Origin of the sequence: Chlorogloeopsis sp. ULAP01 (assembly GCF_030381805.1) — a bacterium.
Lineage (GTDB): Bacteria > Cyanobacteriota > Cyanobacteriia > Cyanobacteriales > Nostocaceae > Chlorogloeopsis.
In genome coordinates this window covers 153,947-171,803 of the sequence record NZ_JAUDRH010000013.1, presented here as the reverse complement: position 1 = coordinate 171,803, position 17,857 = coordinate 153,947, and the positions used below count along the sequence as shown (strand labels likewise).

Here is a 17,857-nt window from a genome sequence, read left to right as displayed (position 1 = left end):
TCGGTTCAAACCGACAATTTCTCTTTTAAACCCGCCCCTACCACTAACTAATGACCAATGACTAACCAGTTATAACTGTCTTAAGTTTCTTAACTGTCTTCTTTTTTTTAATTTAGTTCTTTAACTATCTTAGTTGCTCTTGTCTTCTTATTATAACAATGAGATTATTACCATAACTCAATAAACTCCTTGCAATCATTCTATTAAGGGTAAAAGTTCCAGTTTTTATTCAGGCTTTTATCCATCAAGTTTTGTCTACAGGTTTATTAATTAGGAAATATCTAAATCTCTTGGCTATTCATAACAAGAAATTCTATGAACGAGTGCTATCAGATTAATCAAGAATCTAAACAGATTTTATCTAGTTGTGTATCTCAAATATTAAGTGTGAATGTGAATGAAACTGAAAATGAACAAATTAGCGCCTGCATAAAATCTATTTCTGTGACAGCAGACGGTAGAGTATTTGGTGTTAATGCTAGTAATGAAACTTTTAGGTATTTAGGAAATAACAAGTGGCAGATGATAGGTAATATTAAGTCCGGTTGAACACCTATCATTATGGTTGACACGGAGACGCAGTGACACACCAGACACGGAGAGTTTTTCTGATCATGCTTTACACGAGCAACTGGGATACACACTTGTCTTCACTTCCGATTTACCAGAGCGGCGATCGCGTTTACCAATACATCTGGCTCTACAGGTTTAGGAATATGCTGTTGAAATCCAGATGCTAGTGCTTGTTTTTGATCGTATTCTCCAGCATAGGCAGTGAGAGCGATCGCGTTTACTAACCCACCTTGTTCGGGCGCTCTGCTGCGAATTTGCTGCATCAGCATATAGCCGTCAATCTCTGGCATCCCAATGTCACTAATGAAGATATCGGGGGGTTGGTGATCAAACACCATCAGTACTTCAGCTGCGGTGGCTGCAACTATTACTTGCGCTCCTTGCTGTTCTAAAATCACCTGTATCAACTCCCTCATATCCTCGTCGTCATCAACCACTAAAATTCTTAATTGACTTAAATCAACAGATTGCTCGGTGGTTAAATGTTCTTGTTGTGATTCCCCTTTAGTCATTAAAGGCAATTTCACAATAAATGTAGCTCCTTGTCCTTCTCCCAAGCTCTGTGCAGCAACGGTTCCCCCATGCAGTTCAGCTAAATGGCGAACAATCGCTAAACCTAAGCCTAATCCACCAAACTTGCGAGTTGTGGTGCCATCTTCTTGGCGGAAGTAGTCAAATACATAGGGTAAAAAATCTGGATTAATGCCCTTTCCAGTATCCTTAACCTGAATTTGGGCATAATTACCAATTTGCTCTAAGCTAATTTCGACCTCTCCGCCATCAGGGGTAAATTTAACAGCATTGGAGAGCAAATTCCAAACAATTTGTTGTAGCCGTGCAGCATCTCCACAAACCTGTGTATTCCTGAGTGATATAGCAGTTCGGATTTGAATCTGTTTAGCTTCTGCTGCCAGTCGTACGGTTTCTAGAGCAGATTCAACAATGGTAACCAAGTTGACAGGGCAAACGTTTAATGCCATCTTGCCTCGCAAAATTCGAGACACATCTAGTAAATCTTCAATCAGTTGAACTTGCAGTTTGGCATTACGCTCAATTGTTTGTAGAGCACTTTTCGCCCCTTTTGCGTCAAATTGGCGTGTTTGCAATAGTCTTGACCAACCGAGAATCGGGTTGAGGGGCGATCGCAACTCGTGGGATAATACTGCTAAGAATTCATCTTTAATCCGGTTTGCTTGCTCTGCTGCTTCTCGTGCGGCTTGTTCTTGTTGCAAAACCCGTTCGCGATCGCGTTCAAGTTGTACTCGCTCGCTAATATCGTTGGAAATTCCAATCAACCCAATCACTTCCCCAGCCTCGTTCCGGTAGGGCGCTTTCATACCCAAAAATGTCCGCACACCATCAGGTGATTCCTCAACCACTTCCGTGTGTCCAGATTCCATAATCCGTCGATCATTTTCCATCACTCTGGCTGCGTCTTCAGAGTTAGGATACAGATCGCAATCTCGATAGCCAATCACCTCCTCAGCAGTCTTACCGAGTACTTCCAGTGTCGCGGGATTGGCGTAAATAATACGTCCTTGTCGATCCTTGACAAAAATCGGTGTGGGTGCTGACTCATTAATCACGTTCAAAATGGCATTCTTTTGCCGCAGTTCTTCTTCGGTGCGTTTGCGACTCTCCTCAAAGCGCTTGGCAACAGTAATGTCAATGCAAAGATTCACAATGCCATCTGGGGTTGGATATACTCGGTTTTCAAACCAGCGATCCCAAGTGGGATAGTAATACTCAAACTGAGTCGGGATTTGATCGCGCATGACTTGATGCAAGTGATCGTAAAAATCAGTCCCAACCAAATCGGGAAACATATCCCACATACTCTTGCCTAAAATCTCTTCGTGGGGCATTCTCATTGTTTCGGCAGCTTGAGCATTGAGATAGACAATTCGCCAATCGCGATCAAACAAAACAAAATCTTCGCGAATACTTGCTAAAATCTCTTGCAGTTTAGATTCTGCAACTTCTGCTAGGGAGCGTAAAACTTGTTCGCGTTGCAGCAGTTGTTCTCGTTCTGCCTCTGCTTGTTTGCGATCAGTAATATCGAGGGCAACACCGAGCCAATAAGCAATCTTGCCGCTTTCATCACTTACAGGCAGCGCACGGGTGTAGAGCCAGCGATAAACGCCGTCAGCGCGGCGGAATGGAATTTCAATGTCGTAGTCAGAAACTTCTCTAGTTGCAGTTTGCCAAATTTTGTAGATGCGATCGCGATGATCTGGATGAATATACTCAGCCCAACCATCTCCTTGCAACTCTTCGAGTGATCGACCAATAAATTCTAGTCCCCTTTGATTGTAATAAGTGAGGTAGCCATCTGCTCGACTCATAAACACGATTTGCGGCGATAGTTCCGTCAGAACTCGATAACGTTCTTCGCTTTTCTGCAATGCCTCTTCTGTTTGCTTGCGATCATCGATATCGGTGTTTGTGCCGAACCACTGCACAATCTGCCCTTGCTCGTCACGAATGGGAATCGCCCGACTTAAGAACCAACGATAAGCTTTGTCAGAAGAACGTCTGAGACGAAATTCAGTTTGATACAAAGTTCCAGATGTAAGACATTTTTTCCAAGTTGCAAACGTCAACTCTATGTCGTCGGGATGGATAACCTGTTGAATCTCGTTTCCGTCTCTAGTCTGTTCGAGTGTTAGTCCGGTATATTCTATCCATTGCTGACTCACATATTCGGCTTCGCCATTCGCGTTTGAGATCCAAATCAGCTGCGGTATTGCATCAGCTAGCTGACGAAACTGCGCTTCTCGTTGGTGTAGTGCTGACTCAATTTGTTTGCGTTCGGTAATATCAGCCAGAAAAACCGTCAGTCCATCGTGCGAAGGATAAATTCGATGATCGTGCCAACAATGCCAAGGGACGTAAAGATAATCGAACTGAATTGGCGTTTGCTCAGTTATTGCCCTGTGAAATTGCACGTAAGCATCGGTATCAACTGCATCAGGAAAAAGCTTCCAAATGCTTTGCCCCAGCAGCGCCGATCGCGGCATTCCTACCATTTCACAATAGCGAGCGTTGACGTAAGTGTAACACCAGTTGCGATCGAGGACGTAAAACCCGTCATTAATGCTTGACAAAATGGTTTCAACGGTTTGCTTGGCGGCTTCTGCTTCTCGTCGTAGTGCCTGCTCCCGTTGACTAGCTTCGCGTCGCAGTTGCGCCAGTTTCAAGATTGCCTCAACTCGCGCTAACAATTCACGGGCAGAAAATGGCTTGATTAAATAGTCGTCGGCTCCTGCCTCTAACCCCTCAACGCGAGCTTCTTCTCCAGCGCGAGCAGACAACATAATAATAGGAATTTCTCTCGTAGTTGAGGTTGTTCGCAACTCCCGCAATAGCCCGAAGCCATCTAATTGGGGCATCATCACATCCGTGAGGACGAGATCGGGGATGTGTTGCTCAATCATAGCTAACGCTGCCATGCCATCTGCGGCAGTTTCTACCTCATACCCCTGGCTGAGCAACAACCGTTTTACATAGTTGCGCATATCGTTGTTGTCATCGACAAGCAAGATTCTGGCTGGAAGGGGTGATGGGGTAACAGGGTGATGGGGAAACGCTTCTGAAGACGCGGAGATAACCAGATGCCCAGACGCGGAGAAATTATCAAAATTATCCCCCATGTCCTCTTTCCCCACCTCCCCGTGTCCCCACCTCCCCGTGTCCTCTTCCGGTAGCCAACGCAAAGCTTCTTCCACGTAAGGAGCTGCACCTAAGGCAGTCGAAGCCAGGTTTCGTGTTGCTTGAATTCGATCTGGGGGCAAATGAGTTATCCCAGTTGGGATGATGATGGTGAATGTTGTGCCTTCTCCCTCAATGCTTTGAACCTGTACTTGTCCTCCATGTAGCCGTACTAGCTCCTGCACGAGTGCCAAACCAATCCCAGAACCTTCTTGGGCTCTTCCTCTTGCCCCTTCAACCCGGTGAAACCTTTCAAACAAACGAGGCAATTCTGCGGTTGGAATGCCAATGCCAGTATCGCGTACAGTCAATTCAACCTGGTTATGCACTTGCCGAAGAGTGACAGCAATCTCGCCTGAAAAGGTAAATTTAAACGCATTTGAGAGGAGATTGAGAACAATTTTTTCCCACATCTGGCGATCAACATAAATCTCTGCCGATAGTGGTTCGCAGTTGATAATAAACTGTAAGCCTGCTTGCTTGATTGCCGACTCAAACATACTGGCTAAGTCATTTGTATATGCGGCTAAATCTGTTAGTTCATATACCGCTTGGATTCGCCCGGCTTCGATACGTGAGAAGTCGAGCAGGTTGTTAACCAGTTTTAATAACCGTAATGAGTTGCGATGGATGAGTTCAATTTGTTGATGTTGTTCGGGTGGAATTAAGCTCTGTTTTGCCAGTATTTCCTCTAAAGGCCCTAGCATGAGCGTTAGTGGTGTGCGGAATTCGTGAGAGACATTGCTAAAAAATATGGTTTTAGCGCGATCAATTTCTGCTAGAGCCTCAGCCCGTTTGCGCTCTTCTTCGTAGGCGCGGGCGCTGGCGATCGCGTTGGCAATATGCCCCGTTGTCATCTCCAAAAATTGATTTTGATCGTCATCTAACGCCCGATAGGGATTCACCCCCAGCACCAGCACCCCCACCATTGAGTCTTGGGTTGAAGCTCGAATTGGCATGGCGATCGCCTGCTCAAGGGGAATTTGTAAAGAACCGACTGGAAATTCTCCCCAAGATTGCGCTAAATTATCTAAAATAAGGGGTTGATTGTTTTGTATTACCCAAGCAAGTGCTTGTGTAAATAAATCATTGGGTTGGTTCAGATCCAGCTCTGCCGGGGCAATCAAAGCCTGAATTTGAGGAGTTTGGGCTTGTAAATTTGCCTGGGTTTGCTCAGAATTTAACAAATAAAGCAGGGCAACAGGAATATCTGATGAGTTTTCTGAAAGAGTCTGTATCGCCTTTTGACAGGCTTGCCCAACCGTTTTGGATTGCCCAGTTTGAGCCGCTAAATTACGTAATGTGGCTAATCGACGTTCTCCTACGACTCGCTGGGTTGTCTCAGCAACTGCTGTGAAAGCTCCTCCCACTTCTGTTGTTTCTAAATAAATAGGGCTGTAAGAATAGGTGAAATAGGCTTCTTCGGTATATCCGTACCGATTAACTAATAATAATAGATCATCTGACCAAGTTGCTTTGCCAGTCGCTAGGACACCACGCAGCTGCGTACCAACAATGTCCCAAATTTCTGACCAAACTTCCTGTCCTGGTTTGCCTAGTGCTTGCGGATGTTTGTTGCCCAAAATCGGTCGCCATGCATCATTATACAGTAGGGTCAACTCTTCACCCCACCAAATCACCATTGGAAAACGCGAGTTCAAGCAGATATTGACTGCTATTTTCAAACTCTGTGGCCAATGCTCAACAGAGCCGAGGGGCGTCTGTGTCCAATCGTGCAAGCGCATCAGTAGCGCCATCTCACTGTCGCCAACAAAAATTTCTGCTGCGATCGCCTGTGGTTGCGTTGCACTCATGATTTTGACTTGCCTTCTGGAAAATATTTTGTTCGCAATGCCTCGCCGCGATCACCTAACTGTCTTAGCAAAATGTCAATTTGCTTCAGTGCTAGAGGAGAAGGTGTAGCGTGTCCATTCTCCCAGCGATTAATCGTGGGGAAAGTCATTCCTAATTCCTGGGCAAACTTTTCCTGAGATAAGTTCATTGCTTGCCGTAGTTCTCGAACTAGTTTGCCGATTGACGGTTGTTCTGGACTGAGCCGCTTTACCTTCAAAGCCATTGCAACAAGAGGTATAAAGAGCTTTATATTTATCAATTTTCAACTGATGTAATGCGATGTCTATCTATCCAAAGATAGACAGTAACGTGTCTCCATCTCAGCGTGTCCCTATTCCTTGTCCCCTTCTATCCTCACAAGTTCCTCAAATTATTTTCCTAACTTGAAGATAGAGCCAGAATTTACAAAGGTTGATCCCTGTTAATTTACTGGCACAAAAGCAAAGTTTTATAAAGTGTAACAAAGGAAAAGGATATGTCTTTAATTCATTGGCAACCTTTAAGAGAAATTAATGCTCTACGGCAACAAATGAATAGTCTGTTTGATGAGTGGATACATGGTGAGCGTACAACAAGCTTGTTGCCAACATCAAATTTGGCTTGGGTTCCGGCAATTGAACTCAAACAAACCGACACAGACATTATCCTCAAAGCCGAAATTCCAGGTATTGAAGCTAAAGATTTAGATGTAGAAGTTAGCACAGATGCAGTGTTAATTGCTGGAGAATACCAAAGAGAAAAACGCGAACCAGACAAAGGGTTTATTCGCTCTGAATTTCGCTATGGGCAGTTTCAGCGAGTAGTACCTTTGCCCGTAGCAATACAAAGCGATCGCGTCAAAGCAGAATTTAAGAATGGTGTTCTCACACTTACCCTTCCCAAAGTTGAGGCAGCCAAACGCAACGTAGTAAAACTCGATCTCACTACGCAACAAGCAGCGCGTCAAGCAATGACTAAAGAGCGGCAACACCAAGAACACTTGCAAGATACAATGCACGCTCGCACATTAGAAGAATTAGCAAAACAAACTAGTAATAGTATTAAAGAAGAAGCTAGAGAATCCTTGGCTGAAGAACGCCACTACAAACAACACTTGCAAGATACAATGCACACTCGTGCAGCAACTGAAGTAAGTACACCTGATAAATAGGCTAGTACAAATAGAGATAACTAGTAATGGTCGTCATTAGTCATTGGGGCAGGTTTATTTAGATATTTCGTTATTTTAGAGAATTTGTTGTTAAAACCCGCCCGTATTTCCAGCTATTTTACATTCCTGAATGCACGTTGCTTTGATTCTTCCCTACCTACTTATGCTCACTTAAAAATCTTTATTAGAGAGCAAATTATCAGAAAAAGCATAGATATTTCTGGAAAAATTTTCAAGTTTATTAATTAGCGGGAGATAGTTATGAAAACCCAACATATTCATTTAATTCATCAAGAGGCTATTGTTGGTTTTGCACTACTCCTGCTAGCTGCTGTGGGAGGAGGTGCGTGGTGGGTATGGCAAACTACAACACCTAAATCACTAAAGCAAACACCTATTCCTTCAAGAGTAGAAAAACCTCCAGTAGCAACGGTACCACCAACAGTAATTCCTTACCAAACACAACAACCAGCTATTGTAACGGTACCACCAACTGCAATTCCTTACCAAACCCGAAAACCATCTGTGATGACGGTACCACCAACAGTAATTCCTCACCAAACCCAAAAACCACCTGTTGCAACGGTACCACCAACAGTAATTCCTACGCCATTAACGACATCAACGCCAAAAATTAACCAGCAAGTTACACAACTACAAGCACAAACTTACTGGCTGCAAGCGACAGATGAGCAAATTCGTTTAGTACCACAAGAGGTTGCCCTTAAGCCAGAAGATTCCTCAGAAGTTGCCCTTAAAACCGCATTTGACAATCTTTTTACCAGTTCTAAAACTTCTAACTTGACTACTACAATTCCTGCTGGTACTCGATTACTTGATTTGCAAGTTACCAAAACAGGAATTTATGTGAACCTTTCAAAAGAGTTTACTCAAGGAGGAGGCAGTACTTCCATGATCGGTAGGGTGGCGCAGGTACTTTATACCGCCACTAGTATCGAGCCTGAAGCCAAAGTATATCTTCTCGTAGAAGGGCGACTCCTAGATGAGGAGAATCCTTTGGGTGGTGAAGGAATAATATTAACAGAACCTCTGACGCGACAGCAGTTTGCTCAAGATTTTGCCATTCAAGCATAAAATTTCAACTATAAAAATCAGGAGAAATTTGTATGACTCACAATCCAAAGCAACATGGAATCTTACAAGCAATATTAGAGCTTCCTCAGAAAGTCATTAGTTATGTCTCTAGCGCCGCCATGAGAATTTTTAGCCCTCCAGATGACAATTACCCTGAAACAGGAGTACAACCATTTGAGGGAGAATCTGCTAAGAAAAAAGACTGAAATAATGTACGCTGGGCGTTTTATATCTTTCGTTATGAACGTCATTAGTCATTTGTCCTTAGTCTTTGCTATTACAAATGACTAATGACAATTTATAAGTTTATCAATATAAATCTATCCAAAGGATGATTAAAAAATATTGTTACGGGTAGATAAGAATATAAGATGATGTAATTCCCAAAAAAACTATTATTGACTCTGATCCAGATTTCTTGAAACCCTGGATATTACCATTACTAGGAGTTCACTTGGGTGAAGGTTATTCCTTCATGAAAATCTTATTAATTGAAGATGATCCATCTGTAGCTCAATTTCTTGCCAATGCGCTGACTGCCTATCGGTATACTGTAGATACCGCAGCAGACGGTCAGTTGGGCTTGGAGTTAGCTAATCAAGGAGAGTATGGTGCCATCTTACTTGACCTCATGGTTCCTAAGATAGATGGACTCAGCCTATGCCGTCATTTACGCCGTCAGGGATGTCAGACTCCAATCTTGATCCTGACAGCGAAAGACTCAGATGAAGATATTGTAACTGGACTGGATGCTGGTGCGGACGTTTATGTGACAAAGCCTTGTGAGCCTTCTCAGTTGATAGCACGAATTCGTGCTTTGTTGCGCCGTCAGGGAAGTGCTGTCTCATCTCCAGTTTTAAAATGGGGAGCATTGTGTCTCGATCCAGGTTTGATTCAAGTAACTTATCAGCAACAAATCATTACTCTTAGCCCTAAAGAATATAGTTTACTAGAGCTATTTTTACGCCATCCTCAACGCATTTTTAGCCGTAGTGCCATTATCGATCATCTGTGGTCAATTGATGAATCACCCACTGATGCTGCTGTGACTAACTTGATTAAAGATTTGCGACGCAGGTTAAAATCGGCGGGCATTATGGAGGATGTGATTGAAACGGTGTATAGATTGGGATATCGGTTAAGAGTTCCACCACTAGGAGACAAAAAACAGAACGAAGAAAAGGTAGATTGGACACAGCAACAAGAAAATTACCTTAGACAAGAAGGTTTGGTTCTATTTGATGAAGCACTCCAAGATTTTCAAGCTTCCTTGGAGAAACGGCTTGAAGTTTTGGACAGAGCTAAGACATTGCTCCAACTAAATCATCTCGATTCCTCGGAACGAGAACAAGTCGTAGAAGAAGCACATCGATTGGCAGGTGGATTAGGAACATTTGGATATATCAGGGGATCGGAATTGGCGCGATCGCTTGAACATTTGTTTGTGGAAGAAACGCTTCATGGAGAGCAGCTTCATACCCAATTTAGTTACTTGTTGGAGGAACTAAAGCAAGAAATTGCCAAGCCACCAACTTATTCAACTTCAAATACTAATACTCCACAAACTGGTTCTACTCCATTGGTGTTAGTTATAGATGATGACAATTCCTTCCTAGAAGCATTACGACAAGAAGCAAAAAATCGAGGGTTTCGAGTCGATGTTGCTTCTCGGCAAGTAAATGATTGGCATTGGGAAGTACAACAGCCTCCAAGCGTCATTGTGTTGAGTCTTCACAGTACTTCTATGCAAGAAAATGAACTGTCTGTGCTCCAAAATCTGAAGTCGCAGTTCCCAGCAACACCAGTACTAGTACTTGCCAAGCAAGATCGTTTAGATGAGCGAGTTACTCTTGCTCGCTTTCGGAATGTTCGTTATCTTCTCAAACCAACAATAGCAGAAGATTTATTTAAGACGATCACGAAAATTCTGGCGCAAAATACAATTTCTGATGCCAAGGTGATGGTTGTTGACGACGATCCAATAGTGCTAAAAACACTCACTGCTCTGTTGCAACCCTGTGGGCTGCAAGTCACAACTGTTCCTCATCCAGAGATGTTTTGGCACATACTAAAATTTACAGATCCGGATGTATTGCTGTTAGACTTGAAGATGCCGACATTTGATGGTATAGACCTATGTCGTGTCGTGCGACAAGATTCTGCCTACGCAGATTTACCGATTGTGGTTGTAACTGCTCACACCGATATAGATTCAATACAGCAAGCATTGGCAGCAGGCGCTGATGATTTTCTTTGCAAACCAATTGTCGGTTCCGACTTAGTCACTCGCGTGATTAATCGGATTGAGCGATCACGTAGCTTTGCTGGAGGCAATTCGCGCTCACACCAACAACAGCTAAAACTTCCCCAAGATGAACCTCAGACATTGCAGAGTGAGGTAAACACAGATTCACTCACAAAGGTTGCCTCTGGACAATATTTTTATGAATTTCTCGCTCAGGTGTGGCAACGTCTGAGCCGCGAGCAAGCCCCTCTTTCCCTGATTTTATGCGATGTAGATAACTTTACATCCTATAACGATAGTCACGGTTTTCAAGCAGGAAATTTTTGCTTGCAGCAAATTGCCAACGCAGTCAAAGAATGCATTAACCCCAATAGCGATCTCGTAGCTCGATATGGGGGGGATAAATTTGCCATTGTTTTACCAAATTCTAGCCCCAACGCTGCATTACAGATTGTAGAGCAGATTCAACATAGAGTTGCTAATCTACAGATTCCTCACAATTCATCAAATCCAACTCGTCAGTTTGCTGTGAGTTTAGGTGTCACCAGTACCATACCAACACAAGAAAAATCTCTCCAAAATGCAATTGCGATCGCCACTCAAGCACTGTATGCTGCCAAATCAAGAGGAGGCAATACTTACTGCTTGTATCCATCATGACCGAATCGTCAAATTCATTTCAACGCCTGCAAGAATATTTTGCCAAAATTCCGCTATGCGTACTAATCGTAGTGCCATTTGTATTGCAACTTTTAGCAACTGTCGGAGTCATTGGCTATCTTTGCTATGCAGCTTGGCAGCGCTCCACACAAAAAGTGGCAAACCAGGTAATGAAAGAAGTTGGCGATCGCGTACAGCACTATTTGAGTGATTATTTAGAAACTCCTCAACTCATTAATCGTCTTAACGCTAATGCTATCGGTTTAAATCAACTAGATATCAATAATCCCACAAGTTTAGAACGCCATTTTTTACAGCAAATTCAAACGTTTGATTCGGTAAATAGGATTCGTTTTAGCAATTCACAGGGCGGACAAGTTTCTGCTGGCAATGATAAACGCGGGCTTTCGGTTGCATTCACAGACAATTTTGCCAAAGGAACTCTTTATGTCTACGGAGTTGATCGCAAAGGCAATCGCACAAAACAACTTGTTTATCAACAAAATTATGATCCTAGTCAGCGACCATTCTATCAAAATGCGGTAAAAGCAGGTAAGCCGATATGGACTCCTATTTATGGCTATATTCCTGCTTCTGAGGGTTTAGGGATTGCCGCTAGCTATCCTCTCTACGATCAAGCAAATCGACTCCAAGGTGTTTTATCAACTGATATAAAGTTGACAAAAATAAATAAATTCCTAAGTAGTCTAAATCTTTTCACGCAAGGAGAGGTTTTGATTTTAGAGCGGTCTGGACTGATTGTAGCTTCTTCAACCTCCGAACTTCCTTTTTTTATAAGTGCCAATAACAAACAAACCAGACGACTCAAAGCAAGTGAAAGTCAAGAGCCACTAATTCGTTCTACAGCCCAACATTTGCTTTCCTATTTTGGTGACTTAACCAAGATAGAAGCACCAAAACAACTTCAGTTTGAGATCCAAGGTGAACGATTATTTCTCCAAGTCAACCCTTTTCGGGATCGATTTGATCTAGATTGGCTAATCGTAACAGTATTGCCAGAGTCCGATTTGATGATAGACATTGATAGTAACAACCAAAGAATACTGTTTTTGTCTGGATTTACTTTAGTATTAGCAATTGGTACAGGAATTGTCACAGCTTGCTGGATTGCTCGCCCAATTCGTCGTTTGCAAAATGCAGCCCAAGCTATTACTAGGGGGGATTTGGATCATCCGATCGCCACAGATGGAGTTGGTGAGGTTGCTCAATTAGCTCAAGCTTTCCGGCTGATGTCAAATCAGCTTGATAGTTCGTTTCAAGCACTAAAAGCCAGCGAGCACAAATTTGCAACCCTTTTGAGCAATGTTCCCATTGGAATTAGCGTTTTTGATGCCCAAGAAAATCCGATTCTGATTAATAAAGTTGGTGAAGAAATTCTCGGACGTGGCTTAGTGTCTGACATCCGGCTAGCTCAACATCCTGAAGTTTATCAGATTTACGTGGCAGGAACCAACCAACTTTACCCTGCCGAGCAATTACCAGCGACACGAGGATTGCAGGGAGAAACCGCATTGATCGATGATATTGAAATTGTCGTCAATGGCAGAAGAATACCGCTAGAAGTACACACCATTCCTGTCTTCGATGATAGTGGCAATGTAGCTTATGCTATCAATGCCTTCCAGGATATTACAGAACGACGTCAAGCTGAAAAACTGCGCTCAGACTACGAACGAGAACTAAAACGCTGGGTTGACGAAAAAACCGCAGCCTTGCGCCAGAGCGAAGAAAGATTCCGATTGGCGCTCAATCAAGCCCCCGATGTGTTTGTAATTTACGATCGCGATCGCCGTTATTTGTACGTCAATGAAAAAGCGCGAGAACGAACAGGATGGACACTTGATCGCTTTATTGGTTATCGAGACGAAGATTTGTTCGCACCTGAGTTGACTGCACATTATCTGCCGATTTTGCAAAAAACAATTTCGACAAAAAAATTGCAAACCGGAGAGTTTACCGTTAGGTTGCCGAAGCAAAAGCCTGCCACATTTATTGTCAAATACGTACCTTTACTGGATGAACAAGGCGAAATTCAACAAATATTAGGAATTACTTTTGATATTAGCGATCGCAAGCGGATTGAAGAATTTTTACGCCAAAGCGAAACTCGCTTGACAATGGCTCAACGTGTTGCCCAAGTAGGCAGTTGGGAATTTGATCTAGAAAACCAAAATATTACTTGGTCAGAAGAAACATTCTATCATTGGGGATTCGATTCAACTCAAGGCGAACCAAGTTATACCGAACTGTTGCAAAGAGTTTACCCTGAGGATCGAGAAATTCTTAACCAATTTTTTGAACAGACGATCGCTCAGGGAATTCCCTTTATTCTAGATTTACGAATCGTGCGCCCAGATGGTTCAATTCGCTACCTGGATTATCGAGGTGAGCCTTTATGTGATGCTCAAGGACGAGTTATTAAGCTAATTGGTACATCAATAGATATTAGCGATCGCAAATGGACAGAAGAAGCCCTACGCCAAAGCGAAGCCCTGAATCGAGCGATCGTCAATGCGCTACCCGATTTGATTATTCGGATGCATCGGGATGGAACTTATTTAGATGTCAAGCCAACAACTGCATTTCTCAGCTCTGCCTCACCCCTAGTAGTAGGGCAAAATGTGAGAGTCATTCTTTCTCCTCAAGTAGCACAACAAAGAATGGCTGCCATAGAAAATGCCCTGCAAACAGGAGAAATTCAAATTTATGAGTTTCCATTTGTCGTTCAAGGAAATTCTCTCTGGCAAGAAGTACGAGTAACGCCGCTCGATGCCGATGAAGTTTTGGTGGTAATTCGCGATCTCACAGAGCGCAAAAAAGCTGAAGAAGCAGTACGACTACAAGCTGAACGCGAACATTTACTCAGAGGAATTACTCAACGCATCCGTCAATCACTCGATCTCGAACAAATTTTAGGCACAACAGTGAATGAAGTGCTGCAAACACTCCAGTCTGATCGGGCATTGATTTTCCGCCTCTGTGAAGATGGTTCAGGGCAAGTAATTCAAGAGGCTGTACTTCCAGAATACCCAGTTACTGAGTCAATGCTTTTGGCTGATAATTGTTTTCCTGAAGAATGCTATGAGTATTATTGCCAAGGGCAACCTCGCGTTGTTAATGATGTGTTTGCAGAAGACTTTAGCTCCTGTCTTGTAGAATTTATGCGAGAAATTGGAGTTAAATCTAAAATAGTTGCGCCTATTGTGCAAACAACAGAAAACTCATCAACTAAAATTTGGGGACTTTTGATTGTTCATGCCTGCTCTCAACATCGTCAGTGGCAACAATCAGAAGCAGAATTTTTGCAACAAATTAGTAATCAATTGGCAATTGCAATACAGCAAAGTCAGCTATATCAGCAGACTCGCCAGCAAGCTCAACGAGAACAAACGCTTAATCGGCTAGTACAAGCAATTCGCAATTCTCTAGATTTGGACACGATTTTTGCAACTACAGTCTCGGAGATGGGTTGGCTTTTACAAGTGATGCGAGTAAATATTATGCAGTATCTACCAGGGCGCGGTGTTTGGCTGAGTGTAGCAGATTATGTCCAAGATTCAAGCTTAGGAAATACTATCGGGTTAGAAATTCCTGACACAACTAACCCTATAGCAACAAAACTCAAGCAGTTTGAGATTGTACAACTTTTTATTGATGCTCCAATTTCAGAAGATGAAATTGCCCAAACATATCAAGGAGCTTGTTTAAAATATCAAGGAGCCTGTTTGATAGTTCCCCTCAAAGTTGAACAGCAAATCTGGGGAAGCCTGACATTAGTTAAAGATCCGCCTTCTGCTTGGCAACAGTTTGAAGTGGATTTGACAATTGCAGTCACAGATCAACTGGCGATCGCAATTCAGCAAGCTAACTTTTACAATCAGTTACAAATTGAGCTGAGTGAGCGCCGACAAGCAGAGGAAGCATTGCGTCGTAGCGAAGAACGATTCCGCAAAGCATTTGACAATGCACCAATCGGTATGGCATTAGTGTCACTGAGCGGACAGTTCCTCAAAGTCAACGCCTCCCTGTGCGAAATTGTTGGATACAACGAAGAAGAAATGCTCGCACTCTCTTTTGGTGATATCACTCATCCTGAGGATCTCGAACCAGATCTCGAAAGCCGACGACAAATCTTAGCAGGTGAAATTCGTGTCTATCAAGCAGAAAAACGGTATATACACTCATCAGGCAGAATCATCCAGGTTCTTTTAAAAATCTCCCTTGTGAGAGATCAACAAAGGCAACCGCTTTATTTTATTGCCCAAATTCAAGACGTTAGCGATCGCTACAAAGTTAATCGCATGAAAGATGAGTTCATCTCCATCGTCTCTCACGAACTCCGTACTCCCTTAACGGCAATTCGCGGCTCTCTAGGAATTTTAGAAATGGGCGTTTTAGATCATGAACCTGAGCAAGCCAAAGAACTGTTGCAAATTGCCCTTAACAATAGCGATCGCCTAGTGCGTCTTGTCAACGATATCCTCGATTTGGAACGGCTGGAGTCGGGTAAAGTCAAACTTGTAATGGAAGTATGCGAAGTTGCTACTTTGGTGAGGCAGGCAACAGAATCAGTACAGACAATAGCCGATGACGCCGACATCACACTTGCTGTACAATTTCCCAATATCCAAATCTGGTTAGCTCCTGATGCGATCGTGCAAACCTTGATCAATTTGTTAAGCAATGCCATTAAATTCTCGTCTGCTGGTAATACTGTTTGGTTAAGGGTGGAACAGAGAACTTTGGATTCTGAGGAGGGAACAAATGAAATTACTCCGCTCAAAAGCGGTGGTGATCAGGTAGACACACAAGACAAACAAAGACTTGCCGACAAAGTAACAGAACTGGCAAACTCGAAGGAAAACAGTGAGATGATTTTCTCTGAGTCTGTGACTTCTCCACCCTCTCCATCTCCTGTACTTCTATTTTCCGTCAAAGACAAAGGACGTGGTATTCCCTCAGATAAGCTCGAAACTATTTTTGAACGTTTCCAGCAGGTGGATGTCTCCGATTCGCGTTCCAAAGGAGGAACGGGACTAGGATTAGCTATCTGCAAAACCATTGTCCAACAACATGGTGGAAACATTTGGGTAGAAAGCATTGTGGGAGAAGGAAGCACATTTTATTTCACATTGCCAATTATTAGAAAATAGGATGAGTAAACGTATTCTTGTTGTAGATGACGAAAAAGATATCCGCAGAGTTGTTCAAATTTCCCTAGAAAAGATTGCTGGCTGGCAAGCAATCATGGCTGAATCGGGGCAAGAAGGATTGCTCAAAGTTAAAACTGAAAGCCTAGATGCGATTCTTTTAGATGTGTCGATGCCCGATATGGACGGGTTTCAGTTTTTTGAACAGCTTCAGGCTGATACCGCGACAAAGTCAATACCTGTGGTACTGCTAACAGCAAAAGTACTACCCAGCGATCGCCAACGCTTTGAACAAATGGGAGTTGCGGGTGTGATTACAAAACCATTTGATCCCATGACAGTATGGAGTCGGGTAGCAGAGATTCTAGGCTGGTGAGTTGGATATACATATAAAGCTCTTATTTTTTTCTTATTAATCCCTTATTTCTTTGAGCTATCTGTTCATTTATAGATCCAGCAGATTCTCATGGAAATATTAGAACGATGACATCCATCGCAATCCAACTGTCAGATAGGCATCTAGATTCATACTAGAATTCAGCAACGCCTGATTTTTGAAGGCGATAAACCCCAACCTTATACTCTGTAATTACTTGTGAAACATTCTCAGCTTCCGCACAATACAATAGTCGTCTTGTTCAGTGTGACTACTGTTTTGACAACAATATTGGCTAACCAGGCGGCGCTCTCAGCATTGAACATCTTAACGGAACTCAATGTTGAGATGCGCCAGATGAAAACAGATATCCCGAATCCAGCAATGTTAATCATTGCTCAACAAAGTGACTTTGCCAGCTTTTTTGAAGAAGGAAGACTGCGATCTGAGAATCGCCTGCAATTCAACCGCCCTTCTAATCCAGCTATCAGCATCGATCCAAGTGGTAAGAGTTGGCAACTAGTCGTTTTTCGCGAAGGGAACTGCTCTTTCTGGATGCCGCCAGGGGTTATCAGTCACGAAACACTGACTCTGAACACTCAAGCTGATAAACTGAGCTTTCGTACTTTGTCTTCTAGTTCTAATCAAGGGCGTTATCTGGCAGCATATGCTCCTAACCTCACAAAAGCACAACGTAATTCCCCAGAACTCATCTTTAACGCTATCAAGGAGAAGATCACATCTGCAAATCAGTTTAGCCTCAAGCAGGAAAATCCTGTGAAGTCATCTCAATATAATGGTCGTGACTTCCTATTTGAAAACAACAATCAGGCGATCGCTCTGCGTACATACCTGATTGAAGGACGAATTTATGCTTTGGGAGTTCAATATCCCAAGGCAAATGCACCGACACGGGCTGTGAATGCTTTTTTAAATTCATTTGAATTACTAAAAAGTTAGTTTATATTGATACTTGATTTATACTTGCGACTTCACGCCCAGGTTTAAATATTTATTCAAGA

The 17,857-nt window shown here is 42.9% G+C and carries 10 protein-coding genes; 8 read left to right on the top strand and 2 right to left on the bottom strand.

Annotated elements, in window-relative coordinates; translation table 11 throughout:
• The first annotated feature begins 315 nt into the window (after positions 1-315).
• The gene (locus QUB80_RS24325; protein ID WP_289792053.1) at positions 316-549 is read left to right on the top strand and encodes a hypothetical protein; all 234 of its coding nucleotides are present in this window, start codon (positions 316-318) and stop codon (positions 547-549) included.
• Positions 550-650: 101 nt separating this feature from the next.
• On the opposite strand, the gene QUB80_RS24320 is transcribed toward QUB80_RS24325, so the two are convergent.
• Entirely contained in the window at positions 651-6,098 is a 5,448-nt protein-coding gene (locus QUB80_RS24320; RefSeq protein ID WP_289792052.1) for a PAS domain-containing protein, read from the bottom strand.
• Entirely contained in the window at positions 6,095-6,361 is a 267-nt protein-coding gene (locus QUB80_RS24315) for a helix-turn-helix domain-containing protein (protein ID WP_289792051.1), read from the bottom strand. Before QUB80_RS24315 ends, QUB80_RS24320 begins: the two co-directional genes overlap by 4 nt.
• Before the next feature lie 252 nt (positions 6,362-6,613).
• On the opposite strand from QUB80_RS24315, the gene QUB80_RS24310 reads away from it, so the two are divergent.
• The 7 genes from QUB80_RS24310 (at position 6,614) to QUB80_RS24280 (ending at position 17,795) form a co-directional block, all read left to right on the top strand.
• Entirely contained in the window at positions 6,614-7,288 is a 675-nt protein-coding gene (locus tag QUB80_RS24310) for an Hsp20/alpha crystallin family protein (RefSeq protein WP_289792050.1), read from the top strand.
• Positions 7,289-7,549: 261 nt separating this feature from the next.
• Positions 7,550-8,383: a GerMN domain-containing protein gene (locus tag QUB80_RS24305; protein WP_289792049.1), complete on the top strand. Its 834-nt coding sequence runs from the start codon at positions 7,550-7,552 to the stop codon at positions 8,381-8,383.
• 32 nt (positions 8,384-8,415) lie between these two features.
• A complete protein-coding gene (locus QUB80_RS24300; protein ID WP_289792048.1) occupies positions 8,416-8,589 on the top strand; it encodes a hypothetical protein in 174 nt (57 codons plus the stop codon).
• Positions 8,590-8,858: 269 nt separating this feature from the next.
• Positions 8,859-11,288, top strand: coding sequence for a response regulator (locus QUB80_RS24295; RefSeq protein WP_289792047.1), 2,430 nt, complete (start codon positions 8,859-8,861; stop codon positions 11,286-11,288).
• A complete protein-coding gene (locus QUB80_RS24290; protein WP_289792046.1) occupies positions 11,285-16,462 on the top strand; it encodes a PAS domain S-box protein in 5,178 nt (1,725 codons plus the stop codon). The genes QUB80_RS24295 and QUB80_RS24290 overlap by 4 nt, the downstream gene beginning before the upstream one ends.
• A 1-nt stretch (position 16,463) precedes the next feature.
• Positions 16,464-16,835, top strand: a complete 372-nt coding sequence (locus QUB80_RS24285) for a response regulator (protein WP_289792045.1) — start codon at positions 16,464-16,466, stop codon at positions 16,833-16,835.
• Between the two features lie 219 nt (positions 16,836-17,054).
• Complete coding sequence (locus QUB80_RS24280) at positions 17,055-17,795, top strand: hypothetical protein (RefSeq protein ID WP_289792044.1); 741 nt, start codon at positions 17,055-17,057, stop codon at positions 17,793-17,795.
• Positions 17,796-17,857 lie beyond the last annotated feature (62 nt).

Bases quoted from the DNA above. Each gene is read 5' to 3' on its own strand.
- QUB80_RS24325 (WP_289792053.1), top strand. From the start codon at position 316: ATGAACGAGTGCTATCAGATTAATCAAGAATCTAAACAGATTTTATCT.
- QUB80_RS24320 (WP_289792052.1), bottom strand. From the start codon at position 6,098: ATGAGTGCAACGCAACCACAGGCGATCGCAGCAGAAATTTTTGTTGGC.
- QUB80_RS24315 (WP_289792051.1), bottom strand. From the start codon at position 6,361: ATGGCTTTGAAGGTAAAGCGGCTCAGTCCAGAACAACCGTCAATCGGC.
- QUB80_RS24310 (WP_289792050.1), top strand. From the start codon at position 6,614: ATGTCTTTAATTCATTGGCAACCTTTAAGAGAAATTAATGCTCTACGG.
- QUB80_RS24305 (WP_289792049.1), top strand. From the start codon at position 7,550: ATGAAAACCCAACATATTCATTTAATTCATCAAGAGGCTATTGTTGGT.
- QUB80_RS24300 (WP_289792048.1), top strand. From the start codon at position 8,416: ATGACTCACAATCCAAAGCAACATGGAATCTTACAAGCAATATTAGAG.
- QUB80_RS24295 (WP_289792047.1), top strand. From the start codon at position 8,859: ATGAAAATCTTATTAATTGAAGATGATCCATCTGTAGCTCAATTTCTT.
- QUB80_RS24290 (WP_289792046.1), top strand. From the start codon at position 11,285: ATGACCGAATCGTCAAATTCATTTCAACGCCTGCAAGAATATTTTGCC.
- QUB80_RS24285 (WP_289792045.1), top strand. From the start codon at position 16,464: ATGAGTAAACGTATTCTTGTTGTAGATGACGAAAAAGATATCCGCAGA.